This is a genomic window from Leisingera daeponensis (assembly GCF_019801465.1).
Classification (GTDB): domain Bacteria; phylum Pseudomonadota; class Alphaproteobacteria; order Rhodobacterales; family Rhodobacteraceae; genus Leisingera; species Leisingera daeponensis_A.
The window spans coordinates 64,052-83,534 of sequence record NZ_JAHVJA010000001.1; the positions used below are offsets into that span (position 1 = coordinate 64,052).

Annotated in this window: 23 protein-coding genes; 13 read left to right on the forward strand and 10 right to left on the reverse strand. The window is 65.0% G+C overall.

The annotated features are described in order from the left end of the window. Positions 1–2 precede the first annotated feature (2 nt). Positions 3–1,016 carry a Hint domain-containing protein gene (locus KUV26_RS00310; RefSeq protein WP_222506958.1) on the reverse strand — a complete coding sequence of 338 codons (1,014 nt, stop codon included), beginning with the start codon at positions 1,014–1,016 and terminating at the stop codon, positions 3–5. 209 nt (positions 1,017–1,225) lie between these two features. On the opposite strand from KUV26_RS00310, the gene KUV26_RS00315 reads away from it, so the two are divergent. The 5 genes from KUV26_RS00315 to KUV26_RS00335 all read left to right on the forward strand — a co-directional run bounded on the left by KUV26_RS00315 (position 1,226) and on the right by KUV26_RS00335 (position 6,669). Further along, a complete protein-coding gene (locus tag KUV26_RS00315; protein WP_222506959.1) occupies positions 1,226–2,005 on the forward strand; it encodes an SDR family oxidoreductase in 780 nt (259 codons plus the stop codon). A gap of 10 nt (positions 2,006–2,015) precedes the next feature. Continuing rightward, a complete protein-coding gene (locus KUV26_RS00320) occupies positions 2,016–3,137 on the forward strand; it encodes a hypothetical protein (RefSeq protein WP_222506960.1) in 1,122 nt (373 codons plus the stop codon). A 110-nt stretch (positions 3,138–3,247) separates the two neighbouring features. Then, positions 3,248–4,630, forward strand: a complete 1,383-nt coding sequence (locus tag KUV26_RS00325) for a sodium:proline symporter (RefSeq protein WP_222506961.1) — start codon at positions 3,248–3,250, stop codon at positions 4,628–4,630. Between the two features lie 53 nt (positions 4,631–4,683). Then, positions 4,684–5,775: an ABC transporter ATP-binding protein gene (locus KUV26_RS00330; RefSeq protein WP_222502156.1), complete on the forward strand. Its 1,092-nt coding sequence runs from the start codon at positions 4,684–4,686 to the stop codon at positions 5,773–5,775. 42 nt (positions 5,776–5,817) lie between these two features. Beyond that, positions 5,818–6,669, forward strand: a complete 852-nt coding sequence (locus KUV26_RS00335) for a GNAT family N-acetyltransferase (protein WP_222506962.1) — start codon at positions 5,818–5,820, stop codon at positions 6,667–6,669. A 61-nt stretch (positions 6,670–6,730) separates the two neighbouring features. Here KUV26_RS00335 and KUV26_RS00340 read toward each other — a convergent pair whose 3' ends face one another. Next, positions 6,731–7,411, reverse strand: a complete 681-nt coding sequence (locus KUV26_RS00340) for a helix-turn-helix transcriptional regulator (protein ID WP_222502158.1) — start codon at positions 7,409–7,411, stop codon at positions 6,731–6,733. A gap of 71 nt (positions 7,412–7,482) precedes the next feature. Next, the gene (locus tag KUV26_RS00345) at positions 7,483–7,791 is read right to left on the reverse strand and encodes a hypothetical protein (RefSeq protein ID WP_222506963.1); all 309 of its coding nucleotides are present in this window, start codon (positions 7,789–7,791) and stop codon (positions 7,483–7,485) included. Between the two features lie 226 nt (positions 7,792–8,017). On the opposite strand from KUV26_RS00345, the gene KUV26_RS00350 reads away from it, so the two are divergent. The 8 genes from KUV26_RS00350 to KUV26_RS00385 all read left to right on the forward strand — a co-directional run bounded on the left by KUV26_RS00350 (position 8,018) and on the right by KUV26_RS00385 (position 12,939). Next, positions 8,018–8,233 carry a twin-arginine translocase TatA/TatE family subunit gene (locus KUV26_RS00350; RefSeq protein ID WP_222502160.1) on the forward strand — a complete coding sequence of 72 codons (216 nt, stop codon included), beginning with the start codon at positions 8,018–8,020 and terminating at the stop codon, positions 8,231–8,233. A 6-nt stretch (positions 8,234–8,239) separates the two neighbouring features. Continuing rightward, positions 8,240–8,716 (forward strand): Sec-independent protein translocase protein TatB, encoded by a 477-nt coding sequence (gene tatB, locus KUV26_RS00355; protein WP_222506964.1) that lies wholly within the window; start codon positions 8,240–8,242, stop codon positions 8,714–8,716. Continuing rightward, positions 8,713–9,606 (forward strand): twin-arginine translocase subunit TatC, encoded by an 894-nt coding sequence (gene tatC / locus KUV26_RS00360; protein WP_222506965.1) that lies wholly within the window; start codon positions 8,713–8,715, stop codon positions 9,604–9,606. The genes tatB and tatC overlap by 4 nt, the downstream gene beginning before the upstream one ends. Before the next feature lie 126 nt (positions 9,607–9,732). Further along, entirely contained in the window at positions 9,733–9,981 is a 249-nt protein-coding gene (locus KUV26_RS00365) for a hypothetical protein (RefSeq protein ID WP_222502163.1), read from the forward strand. Between the two features lie 171 nt (positions 9,982–10,152). After that, positions 10,153–10,794 (forward strand): hypothetical protein, encoded by a 642-nt coding sequence (locus KUV26_RS00370; protein ID WP_222502164.1) that lies wholly within the window; start codon positions 10,153–10,155, stop codon positions 10,792–10,794. 151 nt (positions 10,795–10,945) lie between these two features. After that, positions 10,946–11,389: a methyltransferase family protein gene (locus KUV26_RS00375; protein ID WP_222506966.1), complete on the forward strand. Its 444-nt coding sequence runs from the start codon at positions 10,946–10,948 to the stop codon at positions 11,387–11,389. Then, positions 11,390–11,980 carry a TetR/AcrR family transcriptional regulator gene (locus tag KUV26_RS00380; RefSeq protein ID WP_222506967.1) on the forward strand — a complete coding sequence of 197 codons (591 nt, stop codon included), beginning with the start codon at positions 11,390–11,392 and terminating at the stop codon, positions 11,978–11,980. It abuts the gene before it with no gap. Between the two features lie 116 nt (positions 11,981–12,096). After that, positions 12,097–12,939: an ATP-binding protein gene (locus KUV26_RS00385; protein WP_222506968.1), complete on the forward strand. Its 843-nt coding sequence runs from the start codon at positions 12,097–12,099 to the stop codon at positions 12,937–12,939. Between the two features lie 75 nt (positions 12,940–13,014). Here KUV26_RS00385 and KUV26_RS00390 read toward each other — a convergent pair whose 3' ends face one another. The 7 genes from KUV26_RS00390 to purF all read right to left on the reverse strand — a co-directional run bounded on the left by KUV26_RS00390 (position 13,015) and on the right by purF (position 19,396). After that, complete coding sequence (locus tag KUV26_RS00390; RefSeq protein WP_222506969.1) at positions 13,015–14,244, reverse strand: peptidoglycan DD-metalloendopeptidase family protein; 1,230 nt, start codon at positions 14,242–14,244, stop codon at positions 13,015–13,017. 102 nt (positions 14,245–14,346) lie between these two features. Beyond that, entirely contained in the window at positions 14,347–14,994 is a 648-nt protein-coding gene (locus KUV26_RS00395; protein ID WP_222502169.1) for a protein-L-isoaspartate(D-aspartate) O-methyltransferase, read from the reverse strand. Beyond that, positions 14,991–15,785: a 5'/3'-nucleotidase SurE gene (gene surE / locus KUV26_RS00400; RefSeq protein ID WP_222506970.1), complete on the reverse strand. Its 795-nt coding sequence runs from the start codon at positions 15,783–15,785 to the stop codon at positions 14,991–14,993. The genes KUV26_RS00395 and surE overlap by 4 nt, the downstream gene beginning before the upstream one ends. Positions 15,786–16,018: 233 nt before the next feature. After that, entirely contained in the window at positions 16,019–16,666 is a 648-nt protein-coding gene (locus tag KUV26_RS00405) for an SDR family NAD(P)-dependent oxidoreductase (protein ID WP_222502171.1), read from the reverse strand. 134 nt (positions 16,667–16,800) lie between these two features. Continuing rightward, a complete protein-coding gene (locus tag KUV26_RS00410; protein WP_222502172.1) occupies positions 16,801–17,061 on the reverse strand; it encodes a hypothetical protein in 261 nt (86 codons plus the stop codon). A 123-nt stretch (positions 17,062–17,184) separates the two neighbouring features. After that, the gene (locus KUV26_RS00415) at positions 17,185–17,772 is read right to left on the reverse strand and encodes a DUF2199 domain-containing protein (protein WP_261399692.1); all 588 of its coding nucleotides are present in this window, start codon (positions 17,770–17,772) and stop codon (positions 17,185–17,187) included. A 103-nt stretch (positions 17,773–17,875) separates the two neighbouring features. Beyond that, a complete protein-coding gene (purF, locus tag KUV26_RS00420) occupies positions 17,876–19,396 on the reverse strand; it encodes an amidophosphoribosyltransferase (RefSeq protein WP_222506971.1) in 1,521 nt (506 codons plus the stop codon). Between the last annotated feature and the right edge of the window lie 87 nt (positions 19,397–19,483).

A 19,483-nucleotide genomic window follows, 5' to 3' on the forward strand; every position in this document is an offset into this window, starting at 1 on the left:
GCTCAGCGCAGCGATGCCCGCTTCAGGAGCCGCACCGCGTCCGGGCGGTCCAGCAGCGACCGGCTCACGTCCAGCCCGTAAGCACCGCGCCTGTGCGAATCGGGCAGGAAACCGGGGCGGGCGGTCCAGAACTCATCCGGCAGCACCGGGCGGGTCACGGGGTCGAGGAAGGTGCTCTCGGCCGCGATCCCTTCGGCGTAGATGATGTGGTGCTGGTCAAACAGGATCTGGAAATAGTCGGTGAACCCCCCGTCCAGCACCACCACGCTGCCGCCATTCACCAAATCGCGGGCGCGCACCAGCAGTTCCTGCGCGCCGGCACCGATCTCGTCCCGGCGCTGGTAGACCATCAGCCGGTGGCTGGGGCTGACGATCAGGTCGTTCGAGTTGTTCAGGGCGTCCTTGCGGATCAGGATCGGGGCGAGGTCGCCGACGGCGCGCAGGGTGGACTGGCCGACCCAGCGCACCTCCTGAATGCCGTCGTCGCGGGTCAGCACCCGGTCGCCGGGTCGCATGTCCTCAATCCGGCGCTGCTCTCCGGTCGACAGGGTGATGCGGGTGCCTCGGGTGAAGGAAACGCAGGCTGATTGCGCCAGCTTCCGCCGGGCCGGTTCACGTTCCGCCTTGACGAGGGTGTAAGGCATCTGCGCCTGCAGCGGCGCCAGCGGCACCAGGAAAATCGCGGCGATATAGCCCTCGGAGTCGGCTTCCACCATCACCAGAATCTCGGTGTTGGGCCCGCGGTCGGGCATCAGGGTGAGCAGGCAGTCCAGGTGCAGCACCGCGCCGGGGGTGCCGATGGCGGTGCCGTCGTCAATCGAAAGACTGCCGTCATGATGGGCGGCGATACCCAGGCGCCTCGGCGGCGCCGCGCTGTCCAGCAGATAGATGTCATCCAGCACCAGATCCTCAAGCACGCCAAGAGAGTCGCCCATGTTGGCGCCGTATTCCACGCGGAAACGCTCGGCCGGGTAGGCCTGGACGGAGGAAAGGCTGGCGGTCACTGTCTGTCCCATGCGGTTCTGCTGAGGTTCTTCATTCGGATATAGCCCCTGAAAAGCTTCCTGTCTGGTGAAATTGCTCTGAAATTGTGGCGAAACGGCGGAGGGAAGGCGCTGTTTTTCCGGCAGTTTAACCTTCGGGGCGGGTACTGCGGGGCTGGCCTTCGGGGAACGGCCGGTGCAATCTCTGCGACAACTGAGAAGATTCCCGAGGGAGGACAAAGATGGATCTGGGTATTTCGGGCAAGCGTGCGCTGGTCTGCGCCAGCAGCAAGGGGCTTGGGCTCGGCTGTGCCGAGGCACTGGCAGAGGCCGGGGTGAACCTGGTGATGAACGCCCGCGGCGCCGGGGCGCTGGAGGCATCCGCGCAGGCAATCCGTGATCGGTACGGCGTCGATGTGGCGACCGTTGCCGCCGATGTGACCACGCCGGAGGGCCAGAAGCAGGTGCTGGATGCAGCGAAGGGCGTGGACATCCTGGTGACCAACGCGGGCGGCCCGCCGCCGGGCATGTGGACTGACTGGGACCGCGAAGATTTCATCAAGGCGCTGGATGCAAACATGCTGACGCCGATCGCGCTGATCAAGGCGCTGGTGCCGGGCATGATGGAGCGCGGCTGGGGCCGGGTGGTCAACATCACCTCGGTCTCGGTGAAATCGCCAATCCCGGTGCTGGGGCTGTCGAACGCGGCACGCGCCGGGCTTACCGGCTATGTCGCGGGCACCGCGCGCCAGGTGGCCGGACAGGGCGTCATCATGAACAACCTGCAGCCGGGCATCCACGCCACCGACCGCGCCGTGTCGCTGGACGATGGCGCCGCCAAGGCGCAGGGCATCACCGCCGAAGAGGCCAAGGTGCAGCGCTGCGCCACCATTCCGGCAGGCCGCTACGGCACCCGCCAGGAATTCGGCGCCACCTGCGCCTTCCTCTGCTCGCAGCACGCGGGCTTCATGGTCGGCCAGAACATCCTGCTGGATGGCGGCGCCACCAACACCACGATGTAAGGAGCCGGGCATGGCCAGCGGGTTTTCCCTGAAAGACCAGCTGTTCAACCGCGACAAGGTCCGCTATCTGGCGGGCCTTTTTTCTGCGACTGACGCTGGATTTGATGCTGCCGCCTTCGAGGCGCAGGTGATGGCGGATCTGCCCGCGCTGGAGCTGAAGCAGCGCATCACGCTGATCGCCGGTGTGCTGGCAGAGCATCTGCCCGCCAGCCTCCCCGATGCGGCGCCGGTTCTGCTGCGCGCGCTGCCGCCTCCGCTGGACCCGTCGCTGAAGGATGGTGATTTCGGCGATTTTATCTTTGCCCCTTTGGGCGAATATGTCGCCCGCCGCGGGCTGGAGGATCACCGCGATCTGTCGCTGGACCTGCTGGAGGAGATCACCCAGCGCTTCTCGATGGAATGGGCCATCCGCCCCTTCCTGAACCGCTGGCCTGCTGAGGTGCTGGCGCGGATGGAGGGCTGGGCCGGGCATTCCAGCTATCACGTCCGCCGCCTGGTCAGCGAGGGCACACGGCCCAGGCTGCCCTGGGGCGAGGCGGTGGGGCTGGCGCTGGCCGATCCGCTGCCGCTGCTGGACCGGCTGCACGGCGACAACGCGCGCTTCGTGACGCGCTCGGTCGCCAATCACCTCAACGACATCGCCAAGAAGAAACCCGCTCTGGTGATGGACCGGCTGGAGCGCTGGCAGGCCGCCGGGGCGCAGACCCGAAGGGAGCTGGACTGGATCACCGCCCACGCCCTGCGCGGGTTGGTCAAGGCAGGCGATCCGCGGGCGATGAAAATGCTGGGCTATGACCCGGATCTGGAGCTGGACACCCGAATCCAGGCGCCGGGAGCGGTGCGCATCGGCGAGTCGCTGGATTTCTCCTGTCGACTGCAGGGTGCGGCAGGGGCGCCGGTACTGGTGGATTATATCCTGCATTTCCAGCGCCCTGCGGGCAGAACCTCAGCCAAGGTGTTCAAGCTGAAGCAGGCCAAGATCACCGGCGGCACACTGGAGCTGGCCAAGAAGCACAAGCTGAAGGGCGATGCCACGACCTTTCGGCTGGTGCCGGGTCCGCACCGGGTGGAGCTGATGGTCAACGGCCGCGTCCGCGCCGAAGCCGCCTTTGAGCTGCTGCCGGAGGCCTGAGGGCCGCGCGGCGGCGCAGCGGCTGACGCGGCATCACGTTCCTGTGCAAGATCTGGCAGCGGCCGGGCGCCGCTGCTAGTCCGGGGCGGGTCACATCACGGGAACCCGCCATGCAAGCCTTTGCCATCACCGCGCTCTTTGCGGCCGTCATTGCCCTCAGCCTGATTTTCGCGCCGCGCCGGGTGACCGTGGGCGGCTTCTTCGGCGGCGAGGCTGCCAGCGGCCGCGCACCGGGGCTGTGGACGCTGGTTCTGTCGCAGGTCACCACCTGGATCTTCGCGCGCTCGCTGATGAATGCGGCGATCCTGGGCTTCTACTACGGCATTGCCGGCACGCTGGCATATGCGGCCTACTACGGCTCATTCCTGACCGGCGGCTATATCGTCGGGCGGATGCGCGCGCAGGGGGCAGGGTCGGTTCAGGACTGGCTGGCGCAACGGTTCGGCGCTGTCGGCACCATGGCCTACAACCTGGTGATCGCGCTGCGGCTTCTGTCCGAGGTCTTTGCCAACCTCCTTGTGGTCGGGCTGATCTTCGCCGCCGCCCTGCCGCAGGTCCAGGGCGCCGAGACCATCGCCATCGTTGCCGTCGGGCTGCTGGCGCTGGGCTATTCCGCCTGGGGCGGGCTGTCGGCGGCGCTGCGCACCGATGTGATCCAGATGCTGGTGTTCCTAGCGGTGTTCGGCACGGCGCTGGCGGCGCTCATGCTGCGGCCGGGGTTTGACATCGGCGCGGTGCTGACCGCGCCGGGGGCTGCGGGGGCGCACAACGGCTGGGTGCTGCTGGCGGTTGCCGCGCTGCAGGTGTTCTCCTACCCGGTGCATGACCCGGTGATGATGGACCGCGGCTTCCTCGCCGATCCCGCCACCACCCGCAAAAGCTTCTTGCATGCCTTCTGGATTTCTGCGCTCTGCATCATCGGCTTCGGTTTCTTCGGCATCCAGGCCTCGCTCGAAGGCGCAGCTTACGAGGGGCAGCTTTTGGGCACCTGGGCCGCGATTCTGCCGGGCTGGGTCTATGTGCTGCTGATCGTCTCGCTGCTGGTCTCGGCGCTGTCGACGCTGGATTCGGCGCTCAGCAGTGCCGCGCGCCTGGTGACCGAGGAGCTGCGCCTGGCGCCGCGCACCCTGGCGGGCGGCCGGCTGGCAATGCTGGGCTTTGCCGCCGCAGGCGGCGCGCTGACGCTCTGGGGCAATCAGACGCTGTTCGACGCGGTGGCGGTCTCGGGCACGGCATCCATGTTCCTCACGCCGGTGCTGGCGGCGGCGCTGGCCGGGCGGCAGGTGGCGCTTTGGGCCTATCTTGCCAGCTTTGCCGCGGCGATGGCGGGGGCGGCGGCCTATATGCTGCGCGATCTGCCGGCCGTCGCGGCGCTGCTTTATGAGGGGCACAAATACGAACAGCTGCTGCAGATCTGCCTGGTTGTGCTGCTGGCCGGTTTTGCCGCCGCGGCGGCCGGCAGCCGCAGGGTTGAAGCAGGGCAGGCGGGCTGATAGAGCTTCGGCAAAACCCGACGGAAACCGTCTGGGACCGCAAGAGGCGACAGGTGCACGTGCAGAGCCAAACTCCAGCCCCCCGTCTTGAAATCCGCAACATCAAGCGCTTCTTCGAAGGCCGCGCAGTGGTGGATGACGTGTCGCTGCAGATCCAGGCCGGGCAGGTCACCTGCCTGCTTGGCCCGTCGGGCTGCGGCAAATCCACCACCCTGCGGATGATCGCCGGGGTGGAGATGCAGGACAGCGGCGAGATCTATGTCGACGGCAAGCTGATCTGCGACACCGTGTTCCGGGTGCCGCCGGAACGGCGCGAGATCGGGTTGATGTTTCAGGACTTTGCGCTGTTTCCGCATCTCAGCGTCGCCGACAACGTCGGGTTCGGGCTGAAGGGCAGCAAAGACGAGAAGCGGGCGCGGGTCGAAGAGCTCTTGAACCGGGTGTCGCTGAAGCGCTTCATCGACGGCTATCCGCACCAATTGTCGGGCGGCGAGCAGCAGCGGGTGGCCCTGGCCCGCGCGATTGCGCCCCGGCCGCGGATTATGCTGATGGATGAGCCGTTCTCCGGGCTCGACAATCGGCTGCGCGACGGCATCCGGGATGAAACGCTGAGCCTGCTGAAGGAAGAAGATACCGCTGTCCTGCTGGTCACTCATGAGCCTGAAGAGGCGATGCGGATGGCCGACGAGATTGCGCTGATGCGCGGCGGGCGGATCGTGCAGCAGGGCGCACCATATAACGTCTATACCCACCCGGTGGACAAGGCGGCGGTGGCGTTCTTCAGCGATGTGAACGTGCTGAAGGCGGAAGTGAACGGCGCGCTGGCGCGCACCGCCTTTGGCGAGTTCCTGGCACCGGGGGTGGCGGATGGCACCGCGGTGGAGATCGTGTTCCGCCCGCAGCACCTGCGCATCGACTTTGACCGCGGCGGCCAGGGGCCGCTGCCGACCCCCAGCGACGGGGTGCCGGCCCGGGCGGTGGTCGAGCGCGCGCGCTTTCTGGGCAGCGAAAGCCTGGTCGAGTTCCGGATGGATTTCGATGGCTCGGTTCTGAAGGCCACGGTGCCCAACGTCTTCCTGCCGGAACCCGGCCGGGTGATGTGGCTGACGGTGCGCCGAAACCGTTGTTTTGTCTTCCCCGCCTGAGCGTCAGGAGGCATTCTGCAGCCAGGGAAGCCGGAGGTGCGGATGCAGAACAGCTATCAGATCAGGCCGCTGACGCCCGCGGAGATCCTGACCGCGGTGGTTTGGGCGGCGCGCGAAGGCTGGAACCCCGGTTATCAGGATGCCGCCTGCTTTGCCTCACTTGACCCCGAAGGGTTCTGGGGCGGGTTTCTGGACGGGCAGATGATCGCCTGCATCTCGGTGGTGAACTACGGGCAGGCGTTCGCCTTCCTCGGCTTTTACATCGTGGCGCCGGAATTCCGCGGGCAGGGTTACGGGTATGCCTTGTGGCAGCAGGCGCTGGAGCATGCCGGGAGCCGGGTTGTCGGCCTAGATGGGGTGGTGGACCAGCAGGACAATTACCGACGGTCCGGCTTTGAGCTGGCGTACCGCAACATCCGCTTTGGCGGGGTGCCCTCTGGTGTGCTGGCGGCATCGCCTGAGTTCGATGTACAGATGCTGACTGCCCTCGCGGCTGAGCTGGATACGTTGGATGCGCGCGTCTTTCCGGAGGCGCGCCAGGCTTTCTGGCAGCAGTGGCTGGGGGCGGAGGGCCATCATTCCTTTGCCGCATACCGGGACGGCAGGCTGGCCGGGTTTGGCACCCTGCGGCCCTGCGGCAGCGGCTGCAAAATCGGGCCGCTGGTGGCGGTGTCCCGCCCGGCGGCCGAGGCGGTTCTGGCGCGGCTGCTGCAGGAACTGCCTGCGGGGCAGGAAGTGTTTCTGGATGTGCCGGAGCCCCATGCTGCGGCGGTTGAGATGGCGCGCGGCCTCGGGCTGGAACCGGTGTTTGAGACCGCCCGGATGTACCGCGGGCCTGCGCCGCAGCTGGAGACGGATTTGATCTATGGTGTCACCAGTTTTGAGCTGGGTTAGGGGCGCTGCCCCCGCCGCCGCTGGCGGCTCCCCCGGAGTATTTTGAGAAAGATGAAAAAGCTTAGCCAGAGTTCCCGTAAGGATCGTAGTCCTGCAGGCGCTTGCCGGGTTCGTCCACGAACAGCTCGGGCAGGGCAGAGGCGTCTTCGATCAGGTCGACCCGGAACACCCGGAAGGCGCTGCGGGTTTCGCACCAGGCGGTGAGGGTCCAGACCCGGCCCCAGTATTCCATGTGAAGGGGGCGGATTCTCCGCTCTGTCAGGGTGCCGTCGATGCGGCGGTAGCTGAGCTGCAGCTTCTGCCGGGCTTTGATCGCGGCCCTTAGCGCGGGCATGTGGGCAAAGGCTCGCGCCGCATCCGAAAAAGGGTAGACCGCAAATTTCCAGGCATCGGCCTCGGCAATGGTCTGCTCCGGCAGCACCGCGTCCACCTTGGCCGCCAGAGAAAGGGCAGCGGCCTTCAGGTCCGGGTCGGCGGCCTCCGCCACGATGGCCATGCCAAGGTTCAGCGCTTCCAGCTCCTCCGGCGTCAATGTCAGCGGCGGCAGGCTGATCTGCTCACGCACCATATAGCCGACGCCGCGCTCTCCCTCCACTGGCACGCCGGAGGCCACCAGCGTGTCCATATCGCGGTAGATGGTGCGGGTGGAAACCTCCAGCCGCTCGGCGATGTCCTGGGCACGGTGCAGTTTGCCGTCGCGCAGAATCTGGATGATCTCGAAAAGGCGGTCGGTGCGGCGCATGATCCAGCCTTCGCGCGGGGGAGGCGGGAGGTCAAGGGCTGCGCCTAGCCCGCAGGCGCAGCCCGGCACGCTTAGGGTGCCATCTGCCACAGCACCTCCTCATGGCGCATGCTGGCGCTGTCCGGGGCAAGCGCTGCCACAACTTCGGGGGCAAACTCCTGCTGCATGAAGGTCTTGGCCACTTTTTGCGCCGTCGCCATATCCTTCCACACCACATAGTCGGTCCAACTGCCATCCTCGCCCTGGCTCAGCTGCCGGGTGATAAAACCGTTCTGGGCGCGGACAAACCCTTCGGTGCGCTGCATTAGCGCTGTGAAATCTGCCGGACTCACTCCATCGGCCAGCTTGAAGGTCACGATTTCGGCGACATGTTTGCTCATCACGTTTCTCCTTGAATGATGCGATGGGCTGGATTTACCTCCCTGCAACTGACATAAACCTGTCAGTTGTATGCGGGCAGGCGGCAAAAACCGCGGAATCCGGGCTTTGCGGGGTGTTTCTGCCGGGCTTGTTGCTTCCGCTCAAAGCGGCCTGCGCGCTAAACCCGTAGAGAACAATTCTCCCGGCGCCGCCAACTTGCGCCGGATCACGCAAGGAGAGATACACATGCTCAACAACATCGGCCTGCCTGGCCTGCTGCTCATCGCCGTCGTGGTTCTGGTCCTGTTCGGCCGCGGCAAGATTTCCTCTCTGATGGGTGAAGTCGGCAAGGGCATCACCTCCTTCAAAAAGGGCATCAACGAAGGCTCCAAGGAGCTCGAGGAAGACGCTGCCGCATCGGCAAAGGACGTCACCCCCGAGACCGAAAAAGACAAGGCCTAAGCGGCCATGTTCGATCTTGGGTGGACCGAACTGCTGGTCATCGGCGTGGTTGCGCTGATCGTCGTCGGCCCCAAGGATCTGCCGGTGCTGTTCCGCAATGTCGGGCGGTTCGTCGGCAGGGCCAAGGGAATGGCACGCGAGTTCAGCAGCGCCATGCATCAGGCCGCGGATGAGGCTGGGGTGAATGAGGTCGCCAAGGGGCTGAAGGCTGCATCGAATCCGATGAGCACTGCCATGGACGGGGTCAAACAGGCCGCGCAGGAGATGGCAACGTCGATCGATCCCGCCAAATACGACCCCGACAGCGAAACCGGCAAGCTGGCAGCGCAGCGTGCCGAGGATGCCAAGAAAATTCAGGCGTCGACGGCGCGTGCCGCTGCCGAGCGCAAGGCGCGCGAGGCCGAGGAGGCGCTGGCCAAGGCGGAAGCTGCTGAAGCGGCGCTTAAGCCTGCGGCGCCCAGTGAAGAAGAGGCCAAGTCATGAGCAAGTCGGATGAGATCGACGACTCAACCGCGCCGCTGATCGAGCATCTGGCCGAGTTGCGCAACCGGCTGATCCATTCGGTTGCGGCCTTCATCGTCGGCATGGTGATCTGTTTCACCGTGGCGACGCCGGTGTTCAACTTCCTCACCGCGCCACTGTGCCAGGTGCTGGCCGAGGGCGGCCAGGACTGTGCGCTGATCTTCATCAGCCCGCAGGAGGGGTTCTTTGTCGCCATCAAGATCTCCTTCCTAGGCGGCTTCATCCTGGCGTTCCCCTACATCGGCTTCCAGATGTGGCGGTTCGTGGCACCGGGGCTTTATAAAAGCGAAAAGGGGGCGTTCCTGCCTTTCCTGATCGCATCGCCCTTTATGTTCCTCCTGGGCGCCAGTTTTGCCTTCTATGTGGTGACCCCGCTAGCCTATGACTTCTTCCTGGGCTTCCAGCAGTTCGGCTCCGGCGGCGAGGCCGTGGTCGGCGAGGAGGTGAACCAGGGGCTCAGCGTGGTGTTCCAGGGCTCTGCCCAGGAGTATCTGAACCTGACGATCAAGTTCATCGTGGCCTTCGGCCTCTGCTTCCAGCTGCCGGTTCTGCTGACGTTGATGGGCAAGGCCGGGCTGGTCAGCGCCGAGGGCCTGGGATCGGTCCGCAAGTATGCGGTGGTGGCGATCCTGGTGCTGGCAGCGCTTGTGACACCGCCGGACGTGATCACTCAGATCATCCTGTTTGTGGTGGTTTACGGGCTTTACGAAATCTCGATCTTCCTGGTGGGCCGTGTCGAGAAGAAGCGCGAGGCGCAGCTGCGGGCGGAAGGCTACTACGATGATGAGGAGATGGAAGCCCATCCCGACGATCCGGTGACCGCCGACACCGCCGGTGACGGAAAAGGCTGACGGGCCTGTGGAGACTTGAAATCGAATGGCGCGCCAAGGATGGCGCGCCTTTTTTACTCATCAATGCAGGGGGGAGTTGCTTCCGCCTTCGGCACAACGTTCAAGATTAGTCAAAGGTGATACTGGATGAAAATTTTTGGCTATGAACAAACAGACGGCAGCGAAAGGCTCTTGGAACTCGCTGCAGCGACCGTTTGCTTCGAATCCCCAGAGGAAGCGAGGAAATTTGCAGAGTTCGCAATGAAGTGTGCGGCGGATATGAAGGCTATGGGCACGGGGTATGACCATGAGCACTTGATCGATTTTGATGCGGAACAGTTTCCCTACGGCAAGCCGGACATCGTGATTGCACGCCTCATAGAGGAGAGCAAATAGTGCTTAAATCTGTCCGAGAGGCAAATCGGTCTCTTCAGCGCAAAAGTAAGCGACGGTAGTTGGAGCTTAGGCGTCCCTCTTAACACGCTTTCGTGAAACCCGCCCTCTGGCGTATCCTTGCCCGGTCCCATGCGGCATCCTGCACCCAGTCCTGGAGAATGGGAGGTTTCCATGAACAAGTTTCTCGCTGTCCTGACCTGCACCGCGGCCTGCGCGCTGGCATCGGTGTCGCAGGCGGAAGATCCGCCAATGGGATTCTTCGTCACGTCCTCCGGCCTGGGCGACGGCGGCAACCTTGGCGGGCTGGAGGGGGCGGATGCCCATTGCGCCAGCCTGGCAGAGGCGGCGGGCTCTACCGGGCGCACCTGGCGCGCGTACCTCAGTACCCAGGAAGAGGGCAAGCGCGGCATCTCCGCCCGCTCCCGCATCGGCACCGGCCCCTGGTACAACGCCAACGGCGAGCTGATTGCGGTGGACCTGGACCAGCTGCACATCATGCCCAACCTGTACCTGCGGACGGCGGTGGACGAGAACGGCAACCGCATCAAGGGGCGCGGCGACGACCCGAATGAGCATGACATCCTGACCGGCACTCAGGAGGACGGCACCGCCTATTTCCCCTGGCAGGAGGGCGACAAGACCTGCTCGAACTGGACTTCCAACGGCGAAGGCTCTGCAACGGTCGGCCACCATGATCGCCACGGCGGCGGCAACACGTCCTGGAACGCCGCCCATGACTCCCGCGGCTGCAGCGCCGAGAACCTGCGCTCCACAGGCGGCAACGGCTATTTCTATTGCTTCGCGGCGGATTGAGGCGGCCTCGGGGAAGGCGCCAGTGATTGGTAATGGCAGGGCGCGCCGGAAATGTCGCGCTTTGACACTTCGGTCGGCGGCGGCTGTGCGCGCTTGACTCTGGCAGTAAATAATAAAAGAATTTTTTTATTATTTATAATCGGAGGTCATTATGAAAAAGCTGATTCCCCCTGTACTCGTTCTGTTGCTGCTGGCGGCTCTGGTCCTGCTGGAAGCGTTGCACCCCCGGGCGCTGGCCATGCGTCCGGATGCGCCAATGCCTTGGGATTTTGCACTGATCCTGGGGCTGGCGGTGCTTTTCTGGGGCCGCTGGCATTTCAAGAGGAACAGTGCCGAGATCCACACCTTCAAGGCCCCCAAGGGCCTGTTGACGGACGGGCCGTTCCGGTACAGCCGGAACCCGATGTACCTTGGCTTCCTGCTGCTTCTCGTGGCGGCTGCGTTCTATGTCAACACCTGGTGCGCCCTGGCCGCGCCCTTGATCTTCCTGGCAGCCGCCAGTTTCTGGTATATACCGCATGAGGAGCACCGCCTGCGCAGCCTGTTCGGCGCCGCGTATGATAGCTACACCAAGCAAACACGCAGATGGATCTGAATGGCCCGACCCAAACCGGATATTCACGGGATACAGGCCCGTATTCTTGAAGAGGCCGAGCGGATGCTGGTGGAGAGCAACGGCCAGCGGCTGGTGCTCTCCGGTATCGCCCGGCGCATCGGGATGTCGCAGTCTTATCTGCACACGTTCTTCGCCAGCAAGTCGGACCTGGTCCGGGCGCTGGCGCAGCAATGGTTTGCCGAGGTGGAAAGCGTGTCGGCGGCCGCGGTTCAAAGCAGCCTGCCGCCGGCCGCCCGGCTGGAAACGTGGGTGCTTGGCACGCTGCATCTGAAACGGAAGCGTTACGACCGGAACCCGGATCTGTTCTTGGCCTATCTGCAACTGGCGGAGGGCCATGCGGACGTTGTTCAAGCGCATACGGACAGGCTGCGCCGGGACCTGAGAGAGATTGTCAGCGGTTTCAGCCCGTCCTGCGGGACCGACACCGCCGTGCAGCTGGCAGAGGATTGCACCTTGCTGTTCCGGACACCGCAGAATATCGTCCGCTTCCGCAGTTCTGCCACCGATGAGCGGGCTAAGGCGGTGTGCAAGTTTCTCGCCGCGGCATTCTCCGGTGCGGACAGGAATTGAAACTGGGCTGGCATGGCATTTCAGGCGGAGGCACATCGTTCATGCGGCACCCGCCCTCTTGCCGCCCCGCTGCGAACATGCTTTGAAATCCGGCGACTGACGGACGGAGGCACCCCATGGACCAGAACGCATTGACCCGAATTGCAGAGGCGCTGGAGCGGATGTCGCCTGCGCCTTTGGAAACACCCGATTTCAACGCTGCCAGTGCCTTTGTCTGGCATGTGGGGCCGGAGCGTCTGGAGCCGGTGGAGAGCGTGAACCGGATTGATCTGAACCTGCTGGTCGGCATCAACCGCTCCCGCGATACGCTGCTGGAGAACACCCGCCGGTTCGCACAGGGGTTCGCTGCCAACAACGCGCTTCTGTGGGGCGCGCGCGGCATGGGGAAATCGAGCCTTGTGAAAGCCGTGCACGGGGCGCTGGCGGCGGACCATACGGAGCTGAAACTGGTGGAGCTGCAGCGTGAGGATCTGCCGTCGGTGGCGCGGCTTTTGAACCATCTGCGCGGGTCGGAGCACCGGTTTATCCTGTTCTGCGATGACCTCTCCTTCAGCCATGACGACCAGCACTACAAGAGCCTCAAGGCGGTTCTGGACGGCGGTATCGAGGGGCGGCCGGAGAATGTGGTGTTCTATGCCACCTCCAACCGCCGCCACCTGATGCCGCGGGACATGATCGAGAACGAGCGCTCCAGCGCCATCAACCCGTCGGAGGCGGTGGAGGAGAAGGTGTCTCTGTCGGACCGTTTCGGCCTGTGGCTGGGCTTCCACCCCTGCGACCAGGACGAATATCTGGCGATGATCGAGGGCTATTGTGCAGCCTATGGCGTCCGGGTGGACGCGGATATCTTGCGCGCTGAGGCGGTAGAATGGCAGGCGACCCGCGGCGCCCGGTCAGGCCGGGTCGCGTGGCAGTTCTTCACCGATCTGGCCGGTCGCCACGGAGTGGCGCTGCGCTGACCGGGCGGAAGCCGGAAATGGAAAAGCCCGGCCAAACCGCCGGGCTTTTTTGTTGGTTGCTGGCTTTTGCCGCCGTCAGTTCAGGTAGTTCAGCGGATCGATGCTTTCGAACCCGTCGCGCACCTCGAAATGCACATAGGCGTCGTCGCCGCCGCGCAGCGAGGCAATCCGCTGGCCGCGGACCACGCTGTCGCCCTTGTTCACGGTGATGTTGCCGACGTTCTGGTAGACCGTCAGCAGCTTCTGGCTGTGGCGGATCACCACGATCGGCACATTGTTGGAATCTTTGGTGATCGCAGCCACGGTGCCGGCCTCGGCGGCATTGACCGGCGCGCCTGCGGGTCCGGCAATGTCGATACCGTCATTGCGGCCCTTGGAGTAGGTCTTGATGATCTTGCCCTGCACCGGATAAGCCATCGCGGCGCTGCTCTTGCGGGTGGGTTCCGGCAGCTCCGGTTTGGGCAGGCTTTCCGCCGCCGGCTTGACCGCGGCGGGTTCGACCTTCTCTTGCGGCAGCGGTTTGCTGGCGCTGGGCGGCACCGGGGTTTCGGAGCCTGCTCCCGGCTCTGTTACCACCACGGGCGCCGCTGCGGGCGCCACCGCGGCGGCCTTCTGTTCCTTCAGCGGGATCAGCAGGTACTGGCCTTCGCGCACCGCAAAATCGCTGCCCAGCCCGTTCCACTCCGCCAGCGATTTCACCGGGACCTGGTACAGCCGTGAGATGGTATAGGCGGTCTCGCCGCGCTTCACCTTGTGGCGCACCGGCTCCGGCCCGGATTGGACCTTGGCGGGCTGCGGTTTGGGGGCGGCCTGGATTTCGGTCGTGGTCACCGAACCGGGGTTCGGGGAGGTCAGTGGTGCGGTGTCGATGGCCTGGCCCGCCAATGCGGCAATATCGACTGAGCCGGGCGTGCTGCTTCCGGGCTGGCCGGCAGGCGCGCGCCGCGGCAGCGCCAATACCTCGCCCTGGCGCATCTTGTCGCCGGTCTGCATGCCGTTGAAACGGGCAATTTCGTCCGCCGGCAGGCCGATGCGGGCGGCCACATCCGCTACCGTGTCGCCGCGCTGGGCCACGGCCACCTGATAAGACGGGTAGGAGATCAGGCCGCGGGAATCCGGGGCGGGCCGGTTCGCGGTTGCCGACTGCGCCGCGCTTGCGGTGTTGAAGGCGCCGATCTGGCCGCGCAGGTCGTAGTCCAGAGGGCTCTGGCAGGCCGCCAGCATCCCAGCCAGCGGCAGCGCCGCCAGCAGCCGGGCGCGGGGCAGGCCGCAGAATATGGTCCGGGCGGGGGGGATCCGGGTCATTTTGCTCTCCTCAAAACACGCATCCCCTTTTTCGCGGGGATTCTCTCGCGTCAATCACTATAGCCCATGCCATTTGCGGCTCGGCTGGATTCCGCCGTTAGTTTACGTGTCTTTCCCCAGGCCCTCAAGCAGCGGAACGAAGCGCACCGGGCGCAATTCGTCATACTCCAGCCCCTCCTCCGTCCTGCGCACCCGGATCAGGGTCTGGACGTGGTCGGACTGGCCCACTGGCAGCACCATGATGCCGCCCACCTTCAGCTGCGCCAGCAGCGGCCCGGGAGGGTCCTCTGCCGCGGCGGTCACGATGATGCGGTCGAACGGGGCCTGTTCGCTGAGGCCGTGGCTGCCATCGCCCACCAGCGAGGTCACATTGGAGAGCTGCAGCTGCTCGAATACTGCCCGGGCTTCGCGCACCAGCCTTGCGTGGCGGTCGATCGTGTAGACCCGGCGCGCCAGTTTGGAGAGGATCGCCGCCTGGTAGCCGGAACCGGTGCCGACCTCCAGAACCGTGTCGCGGGGGCTGATCTGCAGGGCCTGTGTCATCATCCCCACCACCGACGGCTGCGAGATGGTCTGGCCGCAGGCAATCGGCAGCGGCACATCCTCATAGGCCCGTTTCGAGAAGATGCCGCGCACGAACAATCCGCGGTCGATTTCCTCTATCGCCTCCAGCACCTTCTGGTCGGTCACCCCGCGCGAGCGCACGGAGAACAGGAACTGCATCTTCGTTTCCGGATCGGGTCCGCTCATGTGCCGGTGCTCTCAATCGCCTTCAGGGCCGCCATTGCGTCCCGAGCTGTCAGGTCGGCGCGCATCGGAGTGACTGAGATATAGCCGTCGAGGTTCACCGCGGCGTCGGAGCCGGGCGTCGCCTCCACATGCTGGTTGCCGCCGCGGATCCACAGGCAGCGGCGGCCGGTGGGTGAAAGCTGCTCCACGGCGGAGAAATGGCTGCCGCGGCGGAAGCCCTGCGGGGCCACCCGTGTGCCCTTAACATCCACGGCCTGCACAGGCGGGAAGTTGATGTTGTAGAACAGTCGGTAATCCTGCTGGTCCCGCGGCTGGGCGGCCAGGATACTCTTTACCAGTGCGGCGCCATGCACTGCAGAGGCTTCGAACGGATTGCCCGTGTCGCGGTTGGCAGGGCCGAAATACTGCGACAGCGCCATCGCGGGTATGCCCTGAAGGGCGGCCTCCATCGCACCGCCAAGGGTGCCGGAATAAAGCGCGTTTTCAGCCGAGTTGTTGCCGCGGTTCACACCCGACAGCACCAGATCGGGTTTCTGGTCATGCATCGCCACGTGGATGCCTGCCAGCACGCAGTCAGCAGGCGAGCCCTCGGCGGCAAACCGGCGCTCCCCCAGCTGGCTCAGCATGGTGGGGCGGGTATAGCTGATGCAATGGCCGACGCCGGACTGTTCGAATGCCGGAGCCACGGTCCAGACTTCGCCGCCGGGACCTGCGACCTCATGGGCGATGGCGTCCAGAACCTTCAGCCCTTCGGCACTGATGCCGTCGTCATTGGTGATCAGAATGCGCATGAGATGTCCGCCTGCCGTCTTCAACCGGGTTTTCGATTGAATAGGACCTGTGCCGGAACGGGGCAAGGTTTTCGCGGCCGGAAGCGGCATCCGCAGCAAAGCGGGGCAGGGAGGCAACAGCCGGGGCGGCCAGCGCGGGCTCCCGCGCCTTTCGCTTGCATCGAAGATGCCGCCCGAAGTCTTGGGCCGGGCGCCACGCCGCGCCGGGGCGCAGCGCGGGCACGCGGCAGACGTCAGTCCGCCAGGATTTGCGGCAGCAGGCGCTGGGCTTCGTCCTGAATGGTGGCAAGCGCTGCGCGGTCTTCGCCTGGATGGAAACGGGCCCGCAGGGCGGTGGCCATCGGCTTCGGCTCCAGGATCTTCACCTTGGGGCCGGTGCGCTCACTTTCGGCCTGCCAGCTACGGGCCAGCGCCATCTGCGCGGCCTTGGTGGCGCCATAAGTGCCATAGAACTTCCCCTCCGCCTTGGGGTCGTCAAAGAACACCGCGCGGCCCGACTGGCCCAGGAGCGGCGCAACATAGGGGATCAGCACCGAGGTGGCGGTGGCATTGACCGCCACGGCCTTGCTCCAGTCCTTGGGGGCCACCGAGGGTGCCGGGCACAGCGCAGTCGCGTGGATCGCGGTGTGCAGCCACAGGTCCAGCTTGCCCCAGCGGTCATGAATGCCGCGGCAGAGCGTCGCCATCGCCTCCGGCACGGTGATGTCCATCGGCGCCAGGGTGGCAGAGCCGCCCGCCGCCTTGATGCGGTCATCCAGCTCCTCCAGCGCGCCGGTGGTGCGGGCGACTGCAACAATGTGATGGGTGGGCGCAAGTGCCTCGGCCAGGGCGTAGCCCAAGCCGCGCGATGCACCGGTGATGAGAGCGATTTTATTTGTCATGGCCGTCTTCTTGGGCCGCCCGCGCGGGCAGGTCAAGGGGCGGCGGACAGGGCTGCCGCGCGAGCAGGAGTTTTCCGGAAACGCTTGCCAGAATTTCCGCTGAAACCTGCCCCGCCGCTGCAGCACAGCCCGGTTCAGCTGCCGGGCATCATCAGGCGTTTGGTCTCGCCGCGCTGGTTCAGCACTAGGCCATGGGCGTCGATGGCGATGATCTGGCCCTGCGACAGCCTGGTGCCGCGGGTCACCGTGCGGGTGCGGCCGGAAGGCAGGCGGATCAGCGCCGTCAGGCTGTCCTCCGGCCCGTAGACGCCCAGCAGGCTCAGGTTGTTGCGGTTCACTGCGTTGGTTAGGGTCGCCAGCCCCGCTACCTTGGCAGAGGTCTGCTCATTCGCCATCTCGTCCGTCCTTCGTTGATCCGGACGGTATCTGGCGCGCCGCCGCAGCCGCTGCAAGCGGGCAGGTCCGCCCTCGGCGGAAAGCTGCGTCAGGGTGAGTGGAAGCCTGCCGATGATCCGGCGTCAGGCGTCATAGACCAGCGACGGCAGATCGTGGCCATAGGCATACAGCAGTTCCAGAAGCTCCTCCAGCGCCGCGCCGTCCTTCTGCAGGGGATAGAGCGGATGGTTCTGCTCGGAAACCTTCAGCTCCGGGTACTGGCCGCCTGGGCGCATCTCCAGCATGCAGCCCGCCGGCATCGGCATATCCGGGGGAATCGCATTGGCCAGCCAGGCCGGGCGGTCGTCCAGCTTGTCGGTCTCGCGCATCTCGAACAGGTCGAGATAGGCATCGAAGTCATCACGGCTGAGGCTCGCCCAGGTGCCCAGGATGAACTCTTCGCCGCGGGTGCCGTTAAGCGGAATCGCCAGCACCGCGCGGACAAAGCGAAGATCGCCCAGGCGGCAGAAGTCTTCGGTCAGAATATCGCCGCGGGTGGCCAGGACGGCGGAGTTGTCCTCCACCTCCATATCCTCGGCGCAGATGTCGGGCCGGTCGCAGCTGAGGCTGAGCAACTGCGCGAAAGTCGCGCCGCAGCAGCGGCACTGGCGCGGAGAGGTCAGCATGCGGGCAAGATGCGCGTCCAAGGGGCGGCCTTTCGTCAGGAGCATAGGAAAAGGCGCGGGCCGTCATGGCCAGCGCCTTCCCATGCAAAGTTCCGGGTTCTCATACGCCGATGCAGGCCGAAGTTCAAACCCCTGTTGCGGCGGTGCCTCAGCCGGTGGCCAGCTTGGAGGCGTTCCAGGACGCGCCGGGCGCCGGCATGTCCTGGATCTTGGCGCTGACGCGGCTGCTGCTTTCCAGCGCATCCAGGTATTCGTCGGTGACGCCGGTGATGTAGTTGCCGTCAAAGCAGGAGCAGTCAAAGCCCTGGATGTCCGGGTTGCCTTCCTGCGCCGCCCAGATCAGGTCCTCGAGCTTCTGGTAGAACAGCGCATCCGCGCCCAGTTCTTCGCGGATTTCCTCGATGCTGAGGCCGTTTGCGATCAGCTCATGCTTGGTCGGCATGTCAATGCCGTAAACGTTGGGGAAAACCACCGGCGGCGAGGCAGAGGCGATATAGACCTTCTTGGCGCCGGCCTCGCGGCACATCTGCACGATTTTCTTGATGGTGTTGCCGCGCACGATGGAATCGTCGATCAGCAGCACGTTGCGGTCCTTGAACTCCAGCGGGATCGCGTTCAGCTTGCGGCGCACCGATTTCTGCCGCTCCGCCTGGCCCGGCATGATGAAGGTGCGGCCGACGTAGCGGTTCTTCACCAGACCCTCGCGGTAGCGGATGCCGGTGGAGTTGGCGACTTCCAGCGCCACGGGGCGGGCCGAATCAGGCACCGGGATGATGCTGTCGATTTCCAGACCCGACTCCTGGATCTGCTTGGCCAGCGCTTGGCCCATGCGCAGCTGGGTCTTGTAGACCGAGACGCCGTCCATCATCGAATCCGGGCGCGCCAGGTAGACATACTCAAAAATGCAGGGGGTCAGCTTGCCCTCGACGGCCTGGAAGGTATGCATGTTGCCGTCCAGATCGATCAGGATCGCCTCACCGGCCTTCACGTCGCGCAGCTTCTCGAACCCGTTGATGCCGAAGGCCACATCTTCGGAGGCGATGCAGTAGTCATCACCGTCGCCCTGCGCCGGGCGCTTGCCCAGCGACAGCGGCCGGATGCCGTGCGGGTCGCGGAAAGCCAGCATGCCGACACCGGCAATCATGCACAGCACCGAATAGGCGCCCTGCACCCGCTCCATGGTCATTTTCACGCCGGCAAAGATGTTGCGGATCGGCTCGGCGTTGCCGTTGACCTTGATCGCATCGGCCACCTTGTCGGCCAGGACATTCAGCAGGATTTCCGAGTCGGAGGTGGTGCGCAGGTGGCGGCTGTATTTGCCGGTCACCTTCTCGCGCTGCTCAGCGGTATTGGTGATATTTCCGTTGTGAACCAGATAGATGCCATAGGGCGCGTTGACAAAGAACGGCTGCGCCTCTGCCGCGCTCAGCGAGCCGGCGGTGGGGTAGCGCACATGGCCCATGCCGACGCGTCCGGTCAGGGTTTCCGCATCCGACGGGCCGAACACGTCCTTGACCAGCCCGTTGGCCTTGCGCTCGCGGAAGAACTCGCCGGTGTAGGTCACGATGCCCGAGGCGTCCTGGCCGCGGTGCTGCAGCATGAGAAGCCCGTCATAAATCTCCGCGAAGACTTCCGTGTCCCGGCTTGCGATCCCCAAAATCCCGCACATTGGCTGGCTCCAATCCCGATTAGGCTTTGCTGTTCGATGGCTGATGGAAGCGGTGCTGGCGGCAGTCTAGCGCATTTTTCCGTGCCT